The sequence below is a fragment of the Leifsonella bigeumensis genome, from assembly GCF_039537265.1.
Taxonomy (GTDB): Bacteria; Actinomycetota; Actinomycetes; order Actinomycetales; family Microbacteriaceae; genus Terrimesophilobacter; species Terrimesophilobacter bigeumensis.
Genome location: NZ_BAABAE010000002.1, coordinates 359148 through 374260 on the forward strand (window position 1 = coordinate 359148; position 15113 = coordinate 374260).

The 15113-nt window shown below is 62.2% G+C and carries 14 protein-coding genes; 2 read left to right on the forward strand and 12 right to left on the reverse strand.

The window, feature by feature from the left end:
* Window positions 1–26: 26 nt before the first annotated feature.
* From ABD678_RS04725 to ABD678_RS04765, 9 genes are all read right to left on the reverse strand, one after another.
* On the reverse strand, window positions 27–1193 hold the full coding sequence (locus ABD678_RS04725) for a glycosyltransferase family 4 protein (protein WP_344754215.1): 1167 nt from the start codon (window positions 1191–1193) through the stop codon (window positions 27–29).
* Complete coding sequence (locus ABD678_RS04730; protein ID WP_344754217.1) at window positions 1186–2130, reverse strand: NAD-dependent epimerase/dehydratase family protein; 945 nt, start codon at window positions 2128–2130, stop codon at window positions 1186–1188. Before ABD678_RS04730 ends, ABD678_RS04725 begins: the two co-directional genes overlap by 8 nt.
* Before the next feature lie 13 nt (window positions 2131–2143).
* A complete protein-coding gene (locus ABD678_RS04735; RefSeq protein WP_344754219.1) occupies window positions 2144–2788 on the reverse strand; it encodes a NeuD/PglB/VioB family sugar acetyltransferase in 645 nt (214 codons plus the stop codon).
* Window positions 2785–3411: a sugar transferase gene (locus ABD678_RS04740; protein WP_344754221.1), complete on the reverse strand. Its 627-nt coding sequence runs from the start codon at window positions 3409–3411 to the stop codon at window positions 2785–2787. Before ABD678_RS04740 ends, ABD678_RS04735 begins: the two co-directional genes overlap by 4 nt.
* Window positions 3408–4538, reverse strand: coding sequence for a DegT/DnrJ/EryC1/StrS family aminotransferase (locus ABD678_RS04745; protein ID WP_344754223.1), 1131 nt, complete (start codon window positions 4536–4538; stop codon window positions 3408–3410). Before ABD678_RS04745 ends, ABD678_RS04740 begins: the two co-directional genes overlap by 4 nt.
* Window positions 4535–6349: a polysaccharide biosynthesis protein gene (locus ABD678_RS04750; protein WP_344754225.1), complete on the reverse strand. Its 1815-nt coding sequence runs from the start codon at window positions 6347–6349 to the stop codon at window positions 4535–4537. Before ABD678_RS04750 ends, ABD678_RS04745 begins: the two co-directional genes overlap by 4 nt.
* A gap of 88 nt (window positions 6350–6437) precedes the next feature.
* Window positions 6438–7799: a hypothetical protein gene (locus tag ABD678_RS04755; protein WP_344754227.1), complete on the reverse strand. Its 1362-nt coding sequence runs from the start codon at window positions 7797–7799 to the stop codon at window positions 6438–6440.
* Complete coding sequence (locus ABD678_RS04760) at window positions 7796–8416, reverse strand: YveK family protein (RefSeq protein WP_344754229.1); 621 nt, start codon at window positions 8414–8416, stop codon at window positions 7796–7798. The genes ABD678_RS04755 and ABD678_RS04760 overlap by 4 nt, the downstream gene beginning before the upstream one ends.
* Window positions 8417–8503: 87 nt before the next feature.
* Window positions 8504–9565, reverse strand: coding sequence for a glycosyltransferase (locus ABD678_RS04765; RefSeq protein WP_344754231.1), 1062 nt, complete (start codon window positions 9563–9565; stop codon window positions 8504–8506).
* Here ABD678_RS04765 and ABD678_RS04770 point away from each other — a divergent pair.
* Window positions 9564–10745, forward strand: a complete 1182-nt coding sequence (locus ABD678_RS04770) for a glycosyltransferase family 4 protein (RefSeq protein ID WP_344754233.1) — start codon at window positions 9564–9566, stop codon at window positions 10743–10745. The two genes, ABD678_RS04765 and ABD678_RS04770, sit on opposite strands and share 2 nt — an antisense overlap.
* A gap of 120 nt (window positions 10746–10865) precedes the next feature.
* Here the strand turns inward: ABD678_RS04770 and ABD678_RS04775 are convergent, their stop codons facing one another.
* Both ABD678_RS04775 and ABD678_RS04780 read right to left on the reverse strand, forming a co-directional pair.
* Complete coding sequence (locus ABD678_RS04775) at window positions 10866–11237, reverse strand: DUF2304 domain-containing protein (protein WP_344754235.1); 372 nt, start codon at window positions 11235–11237, stop codon at window positions 10866–10868.
* Window positions 11234–11935: a glycosyltransferase family 2 protein gene (locus ABD678_RS04780; protein WP_344754237.1), complete on the reverse strand. Its 702-nt coding sequence runs from the start codon at window positions 11933–11935 to the stop codon at window positions 11234–11236. Before ABD678_RS04780 ends, ABD678_RS04775 begins: the two co-directional genes overlap by 4 nt.
* 120 nt (window positions 11936–12055) lie before the next feature.
* On the opposite strand from ABD678_RS04780, the gene ABD678_RS04785 reads away from it, so the two are divergent.
* Window positions 12056–12673, forward strand: a complete 618-nt coding sequence (locus ABD678_RS04785; RefSeq protein ID WP_344754239.1) for a class I SAM-dependent methyltransferase — start codon at window positions 12056–12058, stop codon at window positions 12671–12673.
* Between the two features lie 54 nt (window positions 12674–12727).
* Here the strand turns inward: ABD678_RS04785 and ABD678_RS04790 are convergent, their stop codons facing one another.
* Window positions 12728–15049 (reverse strand): hypothetical protein, encoded by a 2322-nt coding sequence (locus ABD678_RS04790; RefSeq protein WP_344754241.1) that lies wholly within the window; start codon window positions 15047–15049, stop codon window positions 12728–12730.
* Between the last annotated feature and the right edge of the window lie 64 nt (window positions 15050–15113).

Sequence of the window (15113 nt, forward strand, 5' to 3'; positions counted from 1 at the left end):
GTGAGTGGCGTGTTCTGGTGGGCGCCTCAGGCCCCGGACGCCACAGCGTCCGATCTGTTACGAAGGTATGCCTCAAGGTTTGTCCACACCAGGGGGCGGGAGAACTCGCCCTGAGCCCGTGAGCGGGCCCTCGCACCCATCCTCCGACGCTCCGCCGGTGTTGCCGTGAGCAACTCGGCAAGTCGGTCCGCGAGCGAGGTCGGGTCTCCGGTTCTGCTGATGAGACCGGTGATGCCGTCGATAACCGAGTCGCGGGCGCCTGTCGCATCGGTGGTGACAGTCGGAACGCCCGCTGCAGCTGCCTCGAGAACAACGTTGGGGAAGCCTTCACGCAATGTGGGAAGGCACAGCAGGTCCATGAGCCGGTAGTACGGCCCGGGATCGGTCACGTGACCTGTCTCAAGAGGTGGATTGCGCGAGCCACGCAGACTCGCGAGCAGTTCACTGGACTGCGCATCATCGACGGAGCCGATCACGAGCAACCTGTGTCTCACCCCGCGCTCCACGAGCAGCCGCATTGCCTCGACGAGCACGTCGATTCCCTTGTCCTTTGTCAATCGCCCAACGAAGCCGATGACCGGGGTGCCGTCCCCTATCCCCATTTCCTTGCGCAATTCGGCCACGCGACCAGGATCGACCTTATCGGCGGCTGCGAGGTCGACTCCGTTCGAACTACCACTACCAAGCACCAGGATCCTGTGTTGCGCCACCAGGCGCAGGTCAATGGCTCGCTGCCGAAGGCTCGCGCTAACTGCCACAATATCCGTTGCGCATCGCATGGCGAGGCGTTCGAGAGCCGTGAGCACAACTCGCTGAATGCCGGTGGCGGTCTCGAGGCGCAGCCCGCGAAGGAGATAGACGCGCCGCGGAGTACGAACGAGAGTTGAGGCAAGACCGCCGAGCAAGCCTGCTTTGGGGGTGCCGACCAATGTGACTGTGGGTCGGATGTCGCGAAGCAACCTCACCCAGGCGAACAGCCCGCGCATGTCGGTCAACGGTGACGGCTGGCGCGCCATCGCGAGACCGTGGGTATGCAGATCTTCGACCTTGTCCAGAGCGTCAAGAAGGGGTCCGGGTGAGCTCACGACATGGACCTCCCAGCCTGCGTCGCGGAGAAACTCAGGAAACCCGCGCATCAGCATGAGCGATGTGTCGGCCGTGACGCCCAGCACGATCGACCGGGTGCTAGCCACCCGAGCGCCTCTGCGACCGGAACCATTCGACCGTGCTCGCCAGTCCGGCATCCAGTTCGACGGGAGTGACGCCAGGGAACATGGTCCGGATGAGTTCACCGTCGGACTGCGATGCTCGCACATCTCCAACGCGCGGCTCCTCGTGCACGCGCTCGACCGTGGTACCGATGGCCGACTCGAGTCTCTCGATGAGCTCCAGCAGTGTTGTGTTCGTGCCGTAGGCGAGGTTCACAGGATCATTGAAGTGCGTGTGCTCGGCGATTGCGGTGGTGATGACGGCAGCTACCGTGTCGACGTAGGTGAAGTCCCGCGACTGCAGTCCGTCGCCGTGAATCGTGAGTGGCATTCCCGAGAGTGCCGCGTCAAGGAACTTGGGGATCACCGCAGCGTAGGCGTGGTCGGCGGCCTGCCCCGGTCCATACACGTTGAAGAAGCGGAATGCCAGATTCTTCATACCGTAGGAGAAGTTATACGCGAGCGTGTAGCCCTCGGTGGCGAGTTTGCTCACCCCGTACGGACTCATCGGCCGGGTCCACTCGAACTCGGTCTTCGGCAGCACAGGGTTGCTGCCGTAGACAGAACTCGAGGACGCAACGATCACCTGTTCGACACCGCCCGCCCTGGCAGCCTCGAGGACGTTCAGTGTGCCAGTCGCATTCGCCTCGTGGCTTGGGCGTGGCGCCGCCACAGAGCGTGGAACGCTCGGGATCGCGGCAAGATGCACGATGGAGTCGACATCCTCGATGAGTGCGTCGAGCAGCGTTTGATCGAGGATGCTGCCCTCGACCGCGGTTACCCGCAGCCCGTCGAGATTGGTCGCCGACCCTGTGCTCAGGTCATCGATGGAGACGACTTCCCACTCGGGTGTCGACTGATTGATGAAGCGGACCAGGTTGGACCCGATGAAGCCGGCACCGCCGGTGATAAGAACGCGCACATTGACTCTCTGACTAGCGGGCAGGAACGCCCTTGACGGTGACTTGGGGTGGGACGTCCCCTACGACACAAGCGGCTGCCCCGATGACGCTTTCCGAACCGATCGAGAGCCCCTGAAGAATCACTGCGCCCGACCCGATGACCGTACCTGACCCGACAGTCACCTCGCCGGAGACGATAGCTCCCGGATTCACAGAGACGAACGGTTCTAGAATGCTGTCATGTCCGATCGTGACATTCGGATTGAGATGGACGTGACGCTGAAGTTGCACGTTGGTGGAGATCTGAACCCCCGCGCACACGATCACCCCCGGATCGAGCAGAGATTTCGACCCGACCACCACGGCTGGGTGCACGAGGGTCGCCGGGCTGAGCCCGTGGTCGTCGAAGAGCGTGGCCAGTCGCACCCGGACCGCGGGGGCACCGATCCCGATCGCATACTCTGCGCTCTCGCCTCGTTCAAGCCATTCCGTCTCCGAGCCGAGATAGGGCACACCGAGGTCGGCAAGTCGGCGGAGGTTGAGTTCGCTAGGGCCGGCGTCGATCACCCCGAGCAAGTCGTACACCGGGGTGGAAGCCGCGGCATTCACTGCGGCGACCACATCGAGCGTTTCCCGGCCGAACCCGCCCGCGCCGATCACTACGAGGGGGCGCGTCATTCATTCTCCTGGTGGCCTAGGAACTCAGGCATGGTAGCACTGTTGTCCGCACTCACCCCGTTGCGGGCGAGTACCGTGCGCACGGTACGCCAGAGTATCCAAAGATCGAGCTTTGCCGAGCGGTGATCGACATAGTAGATGTCGTGGGCGAATCGCTCCTTCCAGGTCGTAGCGTTGCGGCCGGAGACCTGTGCGAGTCCAGTGATACCCGGGCGTACCTCGTGACGTCGGGCCTGCTCCGGTGTGTAGAGCGAGAGGTAGGACTCGAGGAGGGGTCGTGGGCCGACGAGGCTCATGTCGCCGCGCAGGACGTTGATCAGTGCAGGGAGCTCGTCGAGGCTCGTCGATCGCAGGAGTCGGCCGAAGCGAGGGAGTCGCTCTTCATCGGTGACGAGCCCCCTTGATTCGTCGATATCCACCATCGAACGAAACTTGAGAATCGTGAAGATGTGGCCATCGCGTCCCGGTCGGCGTTGGCGGAAGAGCACGGGTCGGCCGAGATTCACTGCCACGAGAACTGCGACGACGAGTTGCAGTGGTGAACTGAGCACCAGAACAACAGTGCCGACGAGAAGATCAGCGCCGCGTTTGACCAGGTCATACGGTCGTCGTTGGGGATTCATCTCTTCGTGAGGAACTCCTGCACGCGCTGGCCGATTCGAGCCATCTGGCTGTCATCCAGTGCTGAACCGCTCGGCAGTGTCAGTCCTGTGGTGAACAGTCGCTCCGAGGCACCGGTCACGAGCGACCGCGCTCCGGCAAAGACCGGCTGCAGGTGCATTGGTTTCCATAGTGGACGGCTCTCGATGTCGTCTGCGGCGAGCGCGGCGGAGAGTTCCGCGGCCCTCCAACCCGCGACATCCGGGTCGACCAGAATCGAAGTCAGCCAGACATTGTCCTGGGCGTCGTCCTCTCCGCCGAAGATGGTGACGCCGCGGACACCCTCGAACAATTCTCGATACCACGCTCGGTGCTGGCGGCGACGCGCGATCATCGAATCGAGTCGGCTCAGTTGTGCGCGTCCGAGCGCAGCGAGAATGTTGCTGAGACGGTAGTTGTAGCCGATGTCCGTGTGCTCGTAATGCGTCACCGGCTGCCGGGCCTGGGTCGCGAGATAGCGGGTGTGCTTTGCCAGCTTCTCATCATCGGTGAGGAGCATGCCGCCACCCGACGTCGTCATGATCTTGTTCCCGTTGAAGGAGATCGCTGCGGACACCCCGAAAGCACCGGCTGGTCTGCCCTCGTGGTACGCACCGAACGCCTCGGCGGCGTCCGCGATGACCGGCACCCCATATTGCGCGGCGAGCGGCTCGATCAGAGTGTAATTCGCGGGCTTGCCGAGCAGGTCGACGGGAAGGACCGCCGCGACGCGCTCGCCACGTGCGGCGAAGTCGGCGAGCACGTGTTCAAGCAGGGACGGGTCGATGTTGCCAGTGGTCTCGTCGGAATCGATGAAGAATGGCTCCGCGCCGACGTAGTGGATAGCGTTCGCTGTGGCGGCAAACGTCATCGTCGAGGTGAGGACGACGTCCCCTGGCCGAATTCCTTGCCCGAGCAGAGCGAGGTGCAGTGCTGCAGTGCCCGAGCTCAGCGCAACGGCGTACTGGCGCCCGGTACGTTCAGCTATCCCCTGTTCAAATGCGTCCACTTCTGGACCGAGGGGCGCGATCCATCCTGAGCGCACGGCGGCGATGATGGCATCCTCCTCTCGTTGCCCCACATCCGGGGCGGAGAGGTAGATGCGCGTCATGTCAGGGCCATATGCGTCGTCGGTGGGGTGGGGCTGCATCGGCGCTCCCACTCCGCTTTGTCTAGCTGCGCGGGGTCAAGCGGTGGAACCTTCGTGTGCGAAATCTTCGGGTGCAGTGGTCGCGAGTCCTGTTCGCCCTCTCCCAGGAGTTCTTCGTGGAGCTTCTCGCCGTGACGGAGACCGGTGAAGACGATCTTGATATCACGACCAGACATGGCGATCATCTGCTTTGCGACATCCAAAATCCTCACAGGTTCACCCATATCGAGGATGAGCACCTCGCCTGGCCTGCCGATGCCGCCGGCCTGGACGACGAGCTGGCACGCCTCCGGGATGGTCATGAAGAAGCGAGTCACATCCGGGTGTGTGATCGTGAGTGGACCGCCCGCGAGGATGAGCGATGTGAAGGTGGGCAGCATCGAGCCACGGCTGCCGATCACGTTGCCGAAACGCACCGACAAGTAGTTCTTCCCGGTCTCTTCGGCAGCCCACGCCGTGAGTTTCTCGGCCGCGCGCTTCGAATGGCCCAGCACGCTCGACGGATTCGCGGCCTTGTCGGTTGACACATTGATGAAGGTCGAAACGCCGACCGCTCGCGCTGCATTGAGAACATTGAGGGTACCGAGCACGTTGGTCTGCCAAGCCTCGGAGGGGAATTGCTCCAACATCGGAAGGTGCTTGAGGGCCGCCGCATGGAAAACGACCTCCGGCTTGCGGTCGTCGAAGATCTTCTCGATCGTCGGCGCGTCTCGAATATCTGCAAGAACCACGTCTTTTGTATCGAGAAGGCCGTGGCCTGAGATCGCTATCTGGGTTGCCTGCAGTCCGGACTCGTCGCGGTCGAGCATCATGAGTTCGGCTGGAGCGAACTTCGAGATCTCACGACACAGCACCGAGCCGATCGACCCACCCGCACCCGTGACGAGTACCCGCTTGCCCGTAAGGTACCCCGCGATCGACTCCACTTCCGTGTCGACGGGATGCCGGCCGATGAGGTCCTCGATCGACACCTCGCGCAGGTCGGTGAGCCCCGACCGCCCCTCAAGAACTTGGGAGAGGAGGGGCAACATCAGCATGCGAAGCCCTGCGTCGTCCGCCGCCTTCTTCGTCGCCTGAATGAGAGCCGCATCGGCTCTCGCAATCGTGACGATGAGTGTCGTGGCCCCGGTTCGATTGGCAATGTCCGTGAGGTCGGCTCGTGTACCCATCATGGGGACCCCGTGCAACCAGAGGTTGCTTCGCGCGGGGCTGTCATCCACCAGTCCAACGGGAAGGTACTTGGAATTCGGGTCAGTGAGCATTTGGGGCAGGAGGAAGTTTGCAAGGTCGCCCGCACCGTAGACGAGCGTTCTCTGTGCGTCGCTCGGCTTCGCGCGATTCTCGCGGCGGAGCCTGCGCATGTACCTGGCGAAGCCCATCAGCACGAGTGCGATCGGCACGGCGACCAGCACGGTGCTGCGTGGGATCAGCAGCTTTGTACCAAGTATGAGTGTGATGGGCGCCAAGATCACGGCTACTGCGCCCACAGTGAAAGCAAGTGCCCGGACCTCATGGAACGTTCCGATGCGATAGCGCCCGCGATAGAGCTGGAAGACGCGGCCGAACACGAATTGCAGCAGAGCCGTAACGATCGCAAGCAGGACGAGCGGAAGCCAGTTGACGTTCTCGAATGCGAACTCGTATCGAAACACCGCGGCGAGCACGAGTGCGAGGGCCCACGCAGCAGAATCGAAGAGGTATTGACCGCCCACCGTGTGTCGAAGTCGCTTCGCTCCGCGTACGATGAGGCCGCGCTCGTTGTTCTCTGTCATTGATGTCATCTCACTGGGCCGGCAGCCCTTCTGCCGTGAATTACGCGATCATCCGACCGCATTCCGGGGTGTCGCACCCGAACTCATGTTACAACTTGCGCTTGGCACCACCGTCGGGGGCCAGGCGTGCCGCGTCGACTGCTTCGGTTGGTTTCAACATCACCACAGCTACCGCCAAGGGGAAGAACACCGCCCATTGATGACCCGGGGCCTGCAGGTAGGGGTTTGTGGCGTTGGCTATGAGCATCGCAATCGCTCCCGTGCCGGCCACGACGAGGGTGGGTACGAGTTCGGGCCGTCGTGCGGATGCCTGACGCAGGAAGAGCAAGCCGATCACGAGAATGGCCAGGCACATCGTGATACCCACAAGCCCGACATTGAAGAGCAGTAGATGGTACTGGAGTTCAAGCACCCAGGGTCTCTCGGAAGTGCGCGCATAATCGAATGGGATGGCACCGAAACCTGAACCGAGGATGGGGTCGGCCTGCCACGCTCGGATCAGGTGCCAGGCCTGATCCGAGCGGATGTCCTGATTCGCTTCACCGTTGGTGGAAACCGCCCCGAAAAATGAGGCGATGGAATCGACGACGTTGGCGACCGGCCCCCACGAGGAGAGTTTGGGCCAGGTGAGCAGCAGAACGATCACCGCGGTAATCGATCCACCTGCCCAGAGGAGCCGCGCCTGGCGCCCCAGGCGCGTGTGGTGGTCGCGATGTCGCAGAATGAGGATGAGTGCGATGGCGAGCAGTGGGGCGAGCCCGATGACGAGTACGACGGCAGTGCGACTGGAGACGACTGCGGTAGCCAGAGCGGCGATCCCGCAGACGAGGCGGACCATCCAGTGAGGCAAAACTGCATCGCGACGTACCAGGAGCGAGCCCACCCAGATCGGGCCGAGGGCAGCCAGCGACGATAAGCCCCAGGACCGGGCCTGGCTGGACCCATCCCGGAATGTCGCCTTCAGCCCCGTGAACTCCTCAAGCCGGCTGGGAACTATCTGCGGGATGAGACCAGCCTCGCCCGCCACATAGATCAGGAGTAGTCCCGAGACGGTGAGTGTGCCTACCACAGCGGCAATCATCACAAGTCGCAGCAGCCTGAGGGATGCCGCAGCTGCACACAGTAGATACAGAGCCGGCGCCGCAACGAAGATCGCAATCGTGAACACGAGGCCGGTATTGCCGTTCCCGCGGATCATCCCGTAGAGCGCGAGCGCACCTGTGAGGAAGGCGATCACCCACAGGTGCATGTCAATTGTTGGATTCCGTCGCATGATCGTGACCAGGGCGATGAAACCGAGTAGGGCGAAGAGTGGGTACAGCACATAGTTGTGCGAAACCGGGCTGACGAATATCCATCCAAAACCGAACGCTACCCCGATGGGAACGAGTCGATCGGTGATGCTCCCAGCACCGCGCTCACTGCGGTGTCTTTCGCCGGCTTCAGTCATGCGGATTCGAGCGACCCAGTATGGCGCGACACGAACCAGTGGCGAGCGACGAGCCAGCCCAGCGCGAGCCAAAGGGCGGCGAACACCGCGAGCCCGAGCGAGAGCGCCGGGTTCGGCACGGCAGGGGCCTTTGCCGCACTTGCGTCGCTCACCTGGACGAGGTCAATCGACACCGCGCCACCGAACTCCGAGAGTTCGTCCACGGTATGCCGGGCGATCGAGTTCGCGACATCTGCCGCGCCCCGGGCATTCGGCCACGACACGATGATCTCGATGACTGTTGTGTCGAGTGCCGAGAGTGCCGTCACGTGCTCAGCGAGCTCATCGGCGGACTGCGAGAGGTCGAGTTCGTCGATCACCTTGTCGAGCACCAATCCCGTGGTCACGAGCGCCTTATAGGTGATCGTGCGAAAATTCGCGTAAGTGACCGCTTCCTGGAGTGCTTCCTTGCTCGCATCAGCGGGCATTCCTGCCTTGACCTCCACGATCGCCGTCGCTCGATAGCTTGGCGGTTGTATTGCGAGAACCACGACAGCGAGGAGAATGCCGACTACAACTGTTGCCAAGATCACGCGATATCCGCGAATCGCGATTCGGAGGAGGTCTCCCAGGGTCATTGGATCGATGATACCGCCTATCGTCAAAGTCACGAAGTTGTTTTGGTCTTGTCATGGAGCGACCCCTGGAACAGCGTCCAGACTCGCTCAGAGTCCCGTCGCTGCCCGCCAGCTCGCAGCCCATACCCCGTAGCTGAAGTGCTGAACCACGCCAGTGCGGGCGGCTGCGCCGAGACTGGCACGCTGGGTCTCGCCGAGTTCGATGATCGATCGGATCGCGTCAGCCCAGTCGTCGCCAACGTGCACGGCCGTACCTGACACTTTCGAAAGAGCGGAGATGTTGGCTCCCACCGCACTTCCAACGGTCGGGAGCCCGGCGGCGGCGTATTGAAGGAGTTTGTAGGCGCACTTGCCCCTAGCCCACTCATCATCCGGTAGTGGCATGATCCCGAGGTCTGCCTGGGTTAGTTCTGTGGCGAACTGTTCCGGACTCCACTGCACACGGTCAGTCATGGCATCGAGCAACCCGTGGCTTCTGTTTCCCGCGCTGATGAGAGTGAGTCGCAACCCAAGCTCCCTATGCAACTTCAACAGCGGCTCTGCGATCATGGCGAGGTAGGGTTCGGTGCTCGGGGACCCAAGCCACACTGCTCGAGGAGCCTTCTCAATCGCGTAGGAGGACTTTAGGAGATATTTTGAGGGCTCTATGCAGCTCGGGATGACTACCACCTCGTTTGCGAGCTTCTCGGCCGGCTCGGCGAGGATCTCGCTGCCGGCTATGACGATATCTGCGGCTCGCACAGCCTTCTGCCACACTCGGTCGATCGGTCGCAGCAGCGCCGCAAGCGCCCTCGGATAACCAACGTAGAGCGCGTCGTCGTAGTCATAGATACCATGCCCCGCCTTTGACAGAAGATGTGCCTCGAGTCCGCCGCGACCAAACGGAGTCGCCTCTCGACCGAGTAACAGGGTGCGTTGCGAAACTCGACCTGCGAGGCGCCAAAGCCGTGCTTCCGCTCGGAATGCCGCTATGGGCTGTTTCAGGACTTCGCGGGGTGGATTGCTTGAGCGGCCGAGGAATCCATAGTTTTCGCCTTCGAGGCCTAAGTGAGCGAGCCAGTCATGGAGCCGCACCCGCGTGCTCGCGCCGCCGGGTCCGTAGGAAGATACTGTGATCGGCTTGGCTGTTGCGGTTGAGGTGGAGTCCATGGCGACATCCACAGTAGCCGAGCACCGCGGGCACGACTTAACGCAGCTAGTATGGCTCGGAGTGAACCCTAATGCGTCGCATGTGTTGTTCGTGGTGAACACCTACCCACCCCGGCTGGGTGGTCTGGAGCAGCATGTTTCGCAATTGGCGACTCACATGGTCAGGCTCGGGCACGCAGCGAGCGTCGTCACGCTCGGACCACCGATAGGCGAGTCGATGGAGGAAGGGGTAGCCGTGCGTCGGCTGCGGGGTCGGTTCGCGATTGCGTCAGTGATCTCCTTCCCGCCAATTGGTACGGCCCGCCGCATCGCCGCGGCCTATCGCGAAAGTGGTGTGTCTGCGGTGTCGACACATACCCGCTTTTTTCCGATGTCGTTCGTGGGCCTGAGTGTGGCGCGACGGCTCGGAGTTCCCGTAGTGCACACTGAGCACGGTTCCGGGTTCGTACGCGGCGTCTCGCCACTGGTCGCGCTCGGAAGCCGGTTGGTCGACCTCACAGTCGGTCGCCGCATCCTGCGTCGTGCAGATGCGGTGCTCGCTGTCTCGGAGAGCGTTGCCGCATTCGTGCTGCGCCTTGCAGGTCGGCACGCCGAGATCTTCTATAACGCGATCGAGGCCCCTCCGGAGAGTGCGAATCCAGTACCCGCAACCTCTCGTTTCGTGTTCGTGGGACGCCTTGTGCCCGGCAAGGGCTGGGACGCCTTTCTCGACGCGATCGCCGCGCTGAAAGCCGATGGTCGCCTTGGGGGCGCCTCGGCGATGCTTCTCGGCGACGGCCCTGATGCGGCTGCCGCTCGCGCACGAATTGATGCTCTCGGACTCGCCGGCACCGTCGAGTTGCGTGGACACGTCCCCCGAGCGGAGGTCGACCGGGCACTCGCCGGGGCCGTACTGGTCAACCCGACCCGCCTCGCCGAAGGATTTCAGACGTCATTGCTGGAGGCACTCGCCGCGGGAAGCCAGATGGTCACATACCCGGTGCCCGGGGCTGAAGCTCTGCTCAAGGAGGGTGCGCCGGTGCGCATCGCTCAGCGCAATCCGTCCAATTTGGCCGAGCAGATGAGCGCTGCACTCGCGGACCCCATGCCAGCCTTTCCCCGAGAAGGTCTGGCGAGATGGACCTGGCCTCAGCGGGCCCGACAGTACATGAGGGTGGTTGACCGACTACTCGCGCACTGAGTTGTGGGCGAGGGAGGTATCCACTGATCGTAATATTCCGTGGAAACCATGAGGGAATGGTCTCTACGCGACCGGGACGTCCTGTATCTGATCGGTCCCCAGAAGGTCTCGGTGAAAGGACTAAATCACCCGATGCTTGCGTTCTGGATCCTCCGGGCTGCGGGTCTCGAGTTCCATCAGGGCAAGACGTTCAGCAAGCAGTCTCGTTTTACTCTCAAGCCGAGTCAACTCGGCACTGTTCTGCAAGCAGACCAGCACCAGGATAGCGATACCCACGAAGAACACCAGGTTTATGGGTGCTTCGATGCCGATCAAGTTCGCGGCCCAGATCACAGTGGCGGGAAAGATGCCGGCAACGAGCGCGAGCACTCCAGCAATGAACCACCAGATCGCGTGTCGCTCGCGCAATCGACCCCGACGAAGCATTTCGATCACCACGATCAGAATGAGAGCGGCGGCGGCGATGCCGAAAATGTAAGTGGTCGTGGTCATTCGGTCAATCCTTCACGGTAGGTGGATGGTGGCCTAATGTACGCAAACAATAGTGCGAGCACGGCGCGCATGAGGTAGGCCGCAGATCGCAGAGGGTTGTGGGAGGGCACGCCGCCCCTCCGCGATCGCATTGCGACAGGCAGCTGCCTGATTTTCAGTCCCGACCGTGAGGCGATCACGAGCGCTTCAATGGTGTCACCAAGGTACTCGGCCGGGTAGTGGCGGGCGAAGAGGGCGATCGCTCGGGGGCCGGAGGCGCGGAACCCCGACGTGGTATCGGTCAGGTGGGTCCGTGCGGTGCGGCTAAGGACTGCTGCTAGGCACACCATTGCCCAACGTCGCGGACCGCGCGCCTTGTAGTTACCTTCGCCTGCGAACCGGGCGCCGAGTACGAGGTCGGACTCATCGAGTGCGTCGAGCAGGCCTTGTACATTCGATGGCTCATGTTGGCCATCGGCATCGACCTGCACCACGGCCTCGAAGCCCCGCTCCTGGGCGTACCGAAATCCGGTGCGCATGGCCCCACCAACTCCGAGGTTATAAGGGAGAGATGCCACCAAGGCTCCAGCTTGCCGGGCCACCTCGGCGGTGCGATCCGTCGATCCGTCATCGACAACGAGCACCGTGACTTCTGGTAGGGCCGTGAAAACCTCGCGAACGACATCGCCAACCGAAAACTCTTCGTTGAGGGCAGGCATCACGATGAGGGTTCGATCTAGACTGGCGGGCACGTCAACGAGCATACCGAGTCGGCCCGTGTGAGCCGCTGCACGTTCCGATCGCATCTGATGTGACCCACGTTCCCATATGCTCGGAGCATGACGACAGCGGACTCGCATCGGGCATTGGCTGAGAGCCGCCGCGAGGCTCACGGCTACGTGCGGCTCGAGTTGGGTTGCGGCACGAGCAAGATGGATCCGAATGCGATCGGTATCGACCTACTGAGTTCACCTGCGGTCGATATCGTCGGTGATGCACGCGAAGTGCTCAAAGAATTCGCGGCAGCGTCTGTGGACGAGATATTCTCCACACACTTTCTGGAGCACGTGAGTGACGCTCGCGGCATGCTTGAGGCATGCGCTCGGGTGCTGCGCCCAGGTGGGATGTTCCGGGCCGTCATACCGCACTTCTCAAATCCTTACTTCCATTCGGATCCGACCCACGACCGTCCTTACGGGCTGCATACCTTCAGCTACCTGGTGGCCGAGTCATTCACGAACCGGACTGTCCCGCAGTATGAGGCACCCCTGCCGTTTCGCTATTCGAACGCGACATTCGTGTTCAAGTCCACACGACCGCACTACGTGCGGCATGGCTTCAAGCAGCTACGGCGCATCTTCAACCTCAGCACATGGACCAAGGAACTCTACGAGGAGAACTGGTCGTGGATCCTGCCCGCCTACGAGGTCAGGTATGAACTCGAACGACTCGCTTGAGACGGGCATCGGCGCTCTGCCGACACTCCTACCCGAGCGCTCCCGTGACGCTGGTCAGCTATCGGGGAACCAGCCTGCGATGTCGACGATCAGGTGTGTCGAACCGTCGGAGTTGTAGATGCTGATCGACCCGTCGGCGCCGATCTTGGCGATTACCATGTTTGCGACGGACTGTCGTGCGACGAAGTTGAGATTCGATGACAGAGGTCTACTTTCTCCGGTCGGGAAGACAACCAGGTGGCTCGCATTGGTAGACGCTGTGGCGGTGACGTTCACAGCAACCGCGCCGACACCCGCTGCGGGAACCCCGCCACGGCCTAGGACAGGCACACGCAGCGACTGACCTGCAGACACGGCACCGACGCCCTGCACCTGGCCATCGACCGTTGTATTCCCAGTTCCGCTGCGAGTATCGGCGATGCGGGCTGGAGACAAGGATTGGAACCCGCTCCCTTCCGGGAACCAGCCGGCGATGTCGACGATCACATGCGTTGCGCCGTCGGAGTTGTAGATGCTGATCGACCCGTCGGCGCCGATCTTGGCGATCACCATATTCGGGACGGAGGTACCGGCAAGGAAGTTGACATTCGATGCGACCGGTCGTGCCTCGCCCGTCGGATATACGGTGAGGAAGCTACTGCTCGTGGACGCAGTCGACGTCACGTTGAGGGCGACTGCGTTGACACCGGTGGCGGGGACGCCTGCGCGCCCCAGAATCGGCACCTTCAGCGATGCGCCCGCCGTGACCGCACCGACGCCCTCAACCTGGCCATCGAATGTCTTGTCCAGTGGCCCGGAGCGAGTATCTGCAATGCGAGTGGGTGACAGTGGCTGATAGTCACCGCTCACGGGGAACCAGCCAGCGACATCGACGATCACGTGCGTTGCGCCGTCGGAGTTGAAGATACTGATCGACCCGTCGGCGCCGATCTTGGCGATCACCATATTCGCGATCGACTGCTTGGTGGTGAAGTTGAGGTTCGACGCCAGCGGTCGACTCTCTCCCGTCGGATAGACGACCAGATGGCTGGGACTGATGGACGCTGTGGCTGTGACGTTCAGGGCGACTGCGCCGACCCCCGTGGCGGGTACACCGCCACGTCCGAGGATCGGGACCTGAAGTGACTGACCACCCGGAATCGCACCGGTCCCCTGCGCTCGGCGGTCAAGGGTCGTATCCAATGGACCGGAGCGGGTGTCCACGAGGCGTGAGGGCGACAGAGGGTTGAGTCCATCGAGCGCGGGTTCGAGTGCCGCGATCGGTTCAGTCGGTGCACTTGTCTGAATCAGGGTTTGATAGCCGACCAGCGTGCTCGTGACGGTGACCGTCAGCCGAGCTCCAACGTCGGCATCCTGCAGCTGATAGAGGCAGTCGGTAGCGCCAGCAACGGCAGTGCCGGCGCGCTTCCAGGTGCACTTCACAGTCTGAGCTGCGGGCTTCAGTTCCCCCGACCAGCCGTTGACCCACTGGCCCACGGTCTGCACCCCGAGGATCTGCGGGCCGCCGGAGAGGTTGCTCATCTGCGGGACCTGCGTGCTACCGAACCAGTCGGTGTAGAAGTGGAAGAAGTTACGGTTGCCGTACGTGGAGCAGGCGTCGCCTATCCCGTAGCCCGCTGCCAGCGCCGCGGCGTTTGGCGTATACGGGGTATAGGTGTAGAGAGCATGAGTGGCCTGATTCTCGATGAACACTGACTTTGTACCGCACGCGGAGTTCGGATAATAGAGGATCTGGCTGGTCGTGCCCACGGGGTACCTGAGGTCGTACCTGGTCCACCATTCTGTTCCCGGACCGGTCCCGGGTGGCTGGGTGTAGCGCTTGAGCAGGTACGCACCGTAGTGGACCTGATTGAAGAAACCGTAGTAATCTGCGTCGCACGCCGCGGTGTCCGGGCAGCCAGCCCCCATCGCCGCACGGTACTTCCCCGCGGTGGGATGCGTGCTGGTGACAAGGCCCTGCTCCTTTTGGAGCGTTACGAGAATCACCTTGGGGCTCACGCCACACGCCAGCGCGACCTTGGAGATGATTTGCGCCGCCGTCTCGTTCGTGGCCCCTGTGTAAGCCGAACACATAGGGGTAGCCGAAATGTCTCGGGTAGTCTCCCGATAGTTCTTTAAACAGGTGTAGCCCGCGACGCATGTCGGAACCTTGGCATTAAGAAAGTTCTGAATCTCCGTGAGGGTCATGGCGTCGCCGTCCCAGAACAGCGCATCCGCAATGATGTTGCCGGGTTGAAACTGGGAGAGATCGGCGGCGTCGCTATTGAGTGCTGGGCCAATGGTGAACTGCACCCCGATCAGGCCCATGGACATGACCATGATCGTCAGCAACCCAATTTTGGCGCGCCGAAACCGTGCTCCCCCGATGTAACGCATGTTGCCAGTGTAGACGTATGAGTAGAGAGTGACCAGAAGCAGTTCTCGTGCTGCTCTCGGCAGT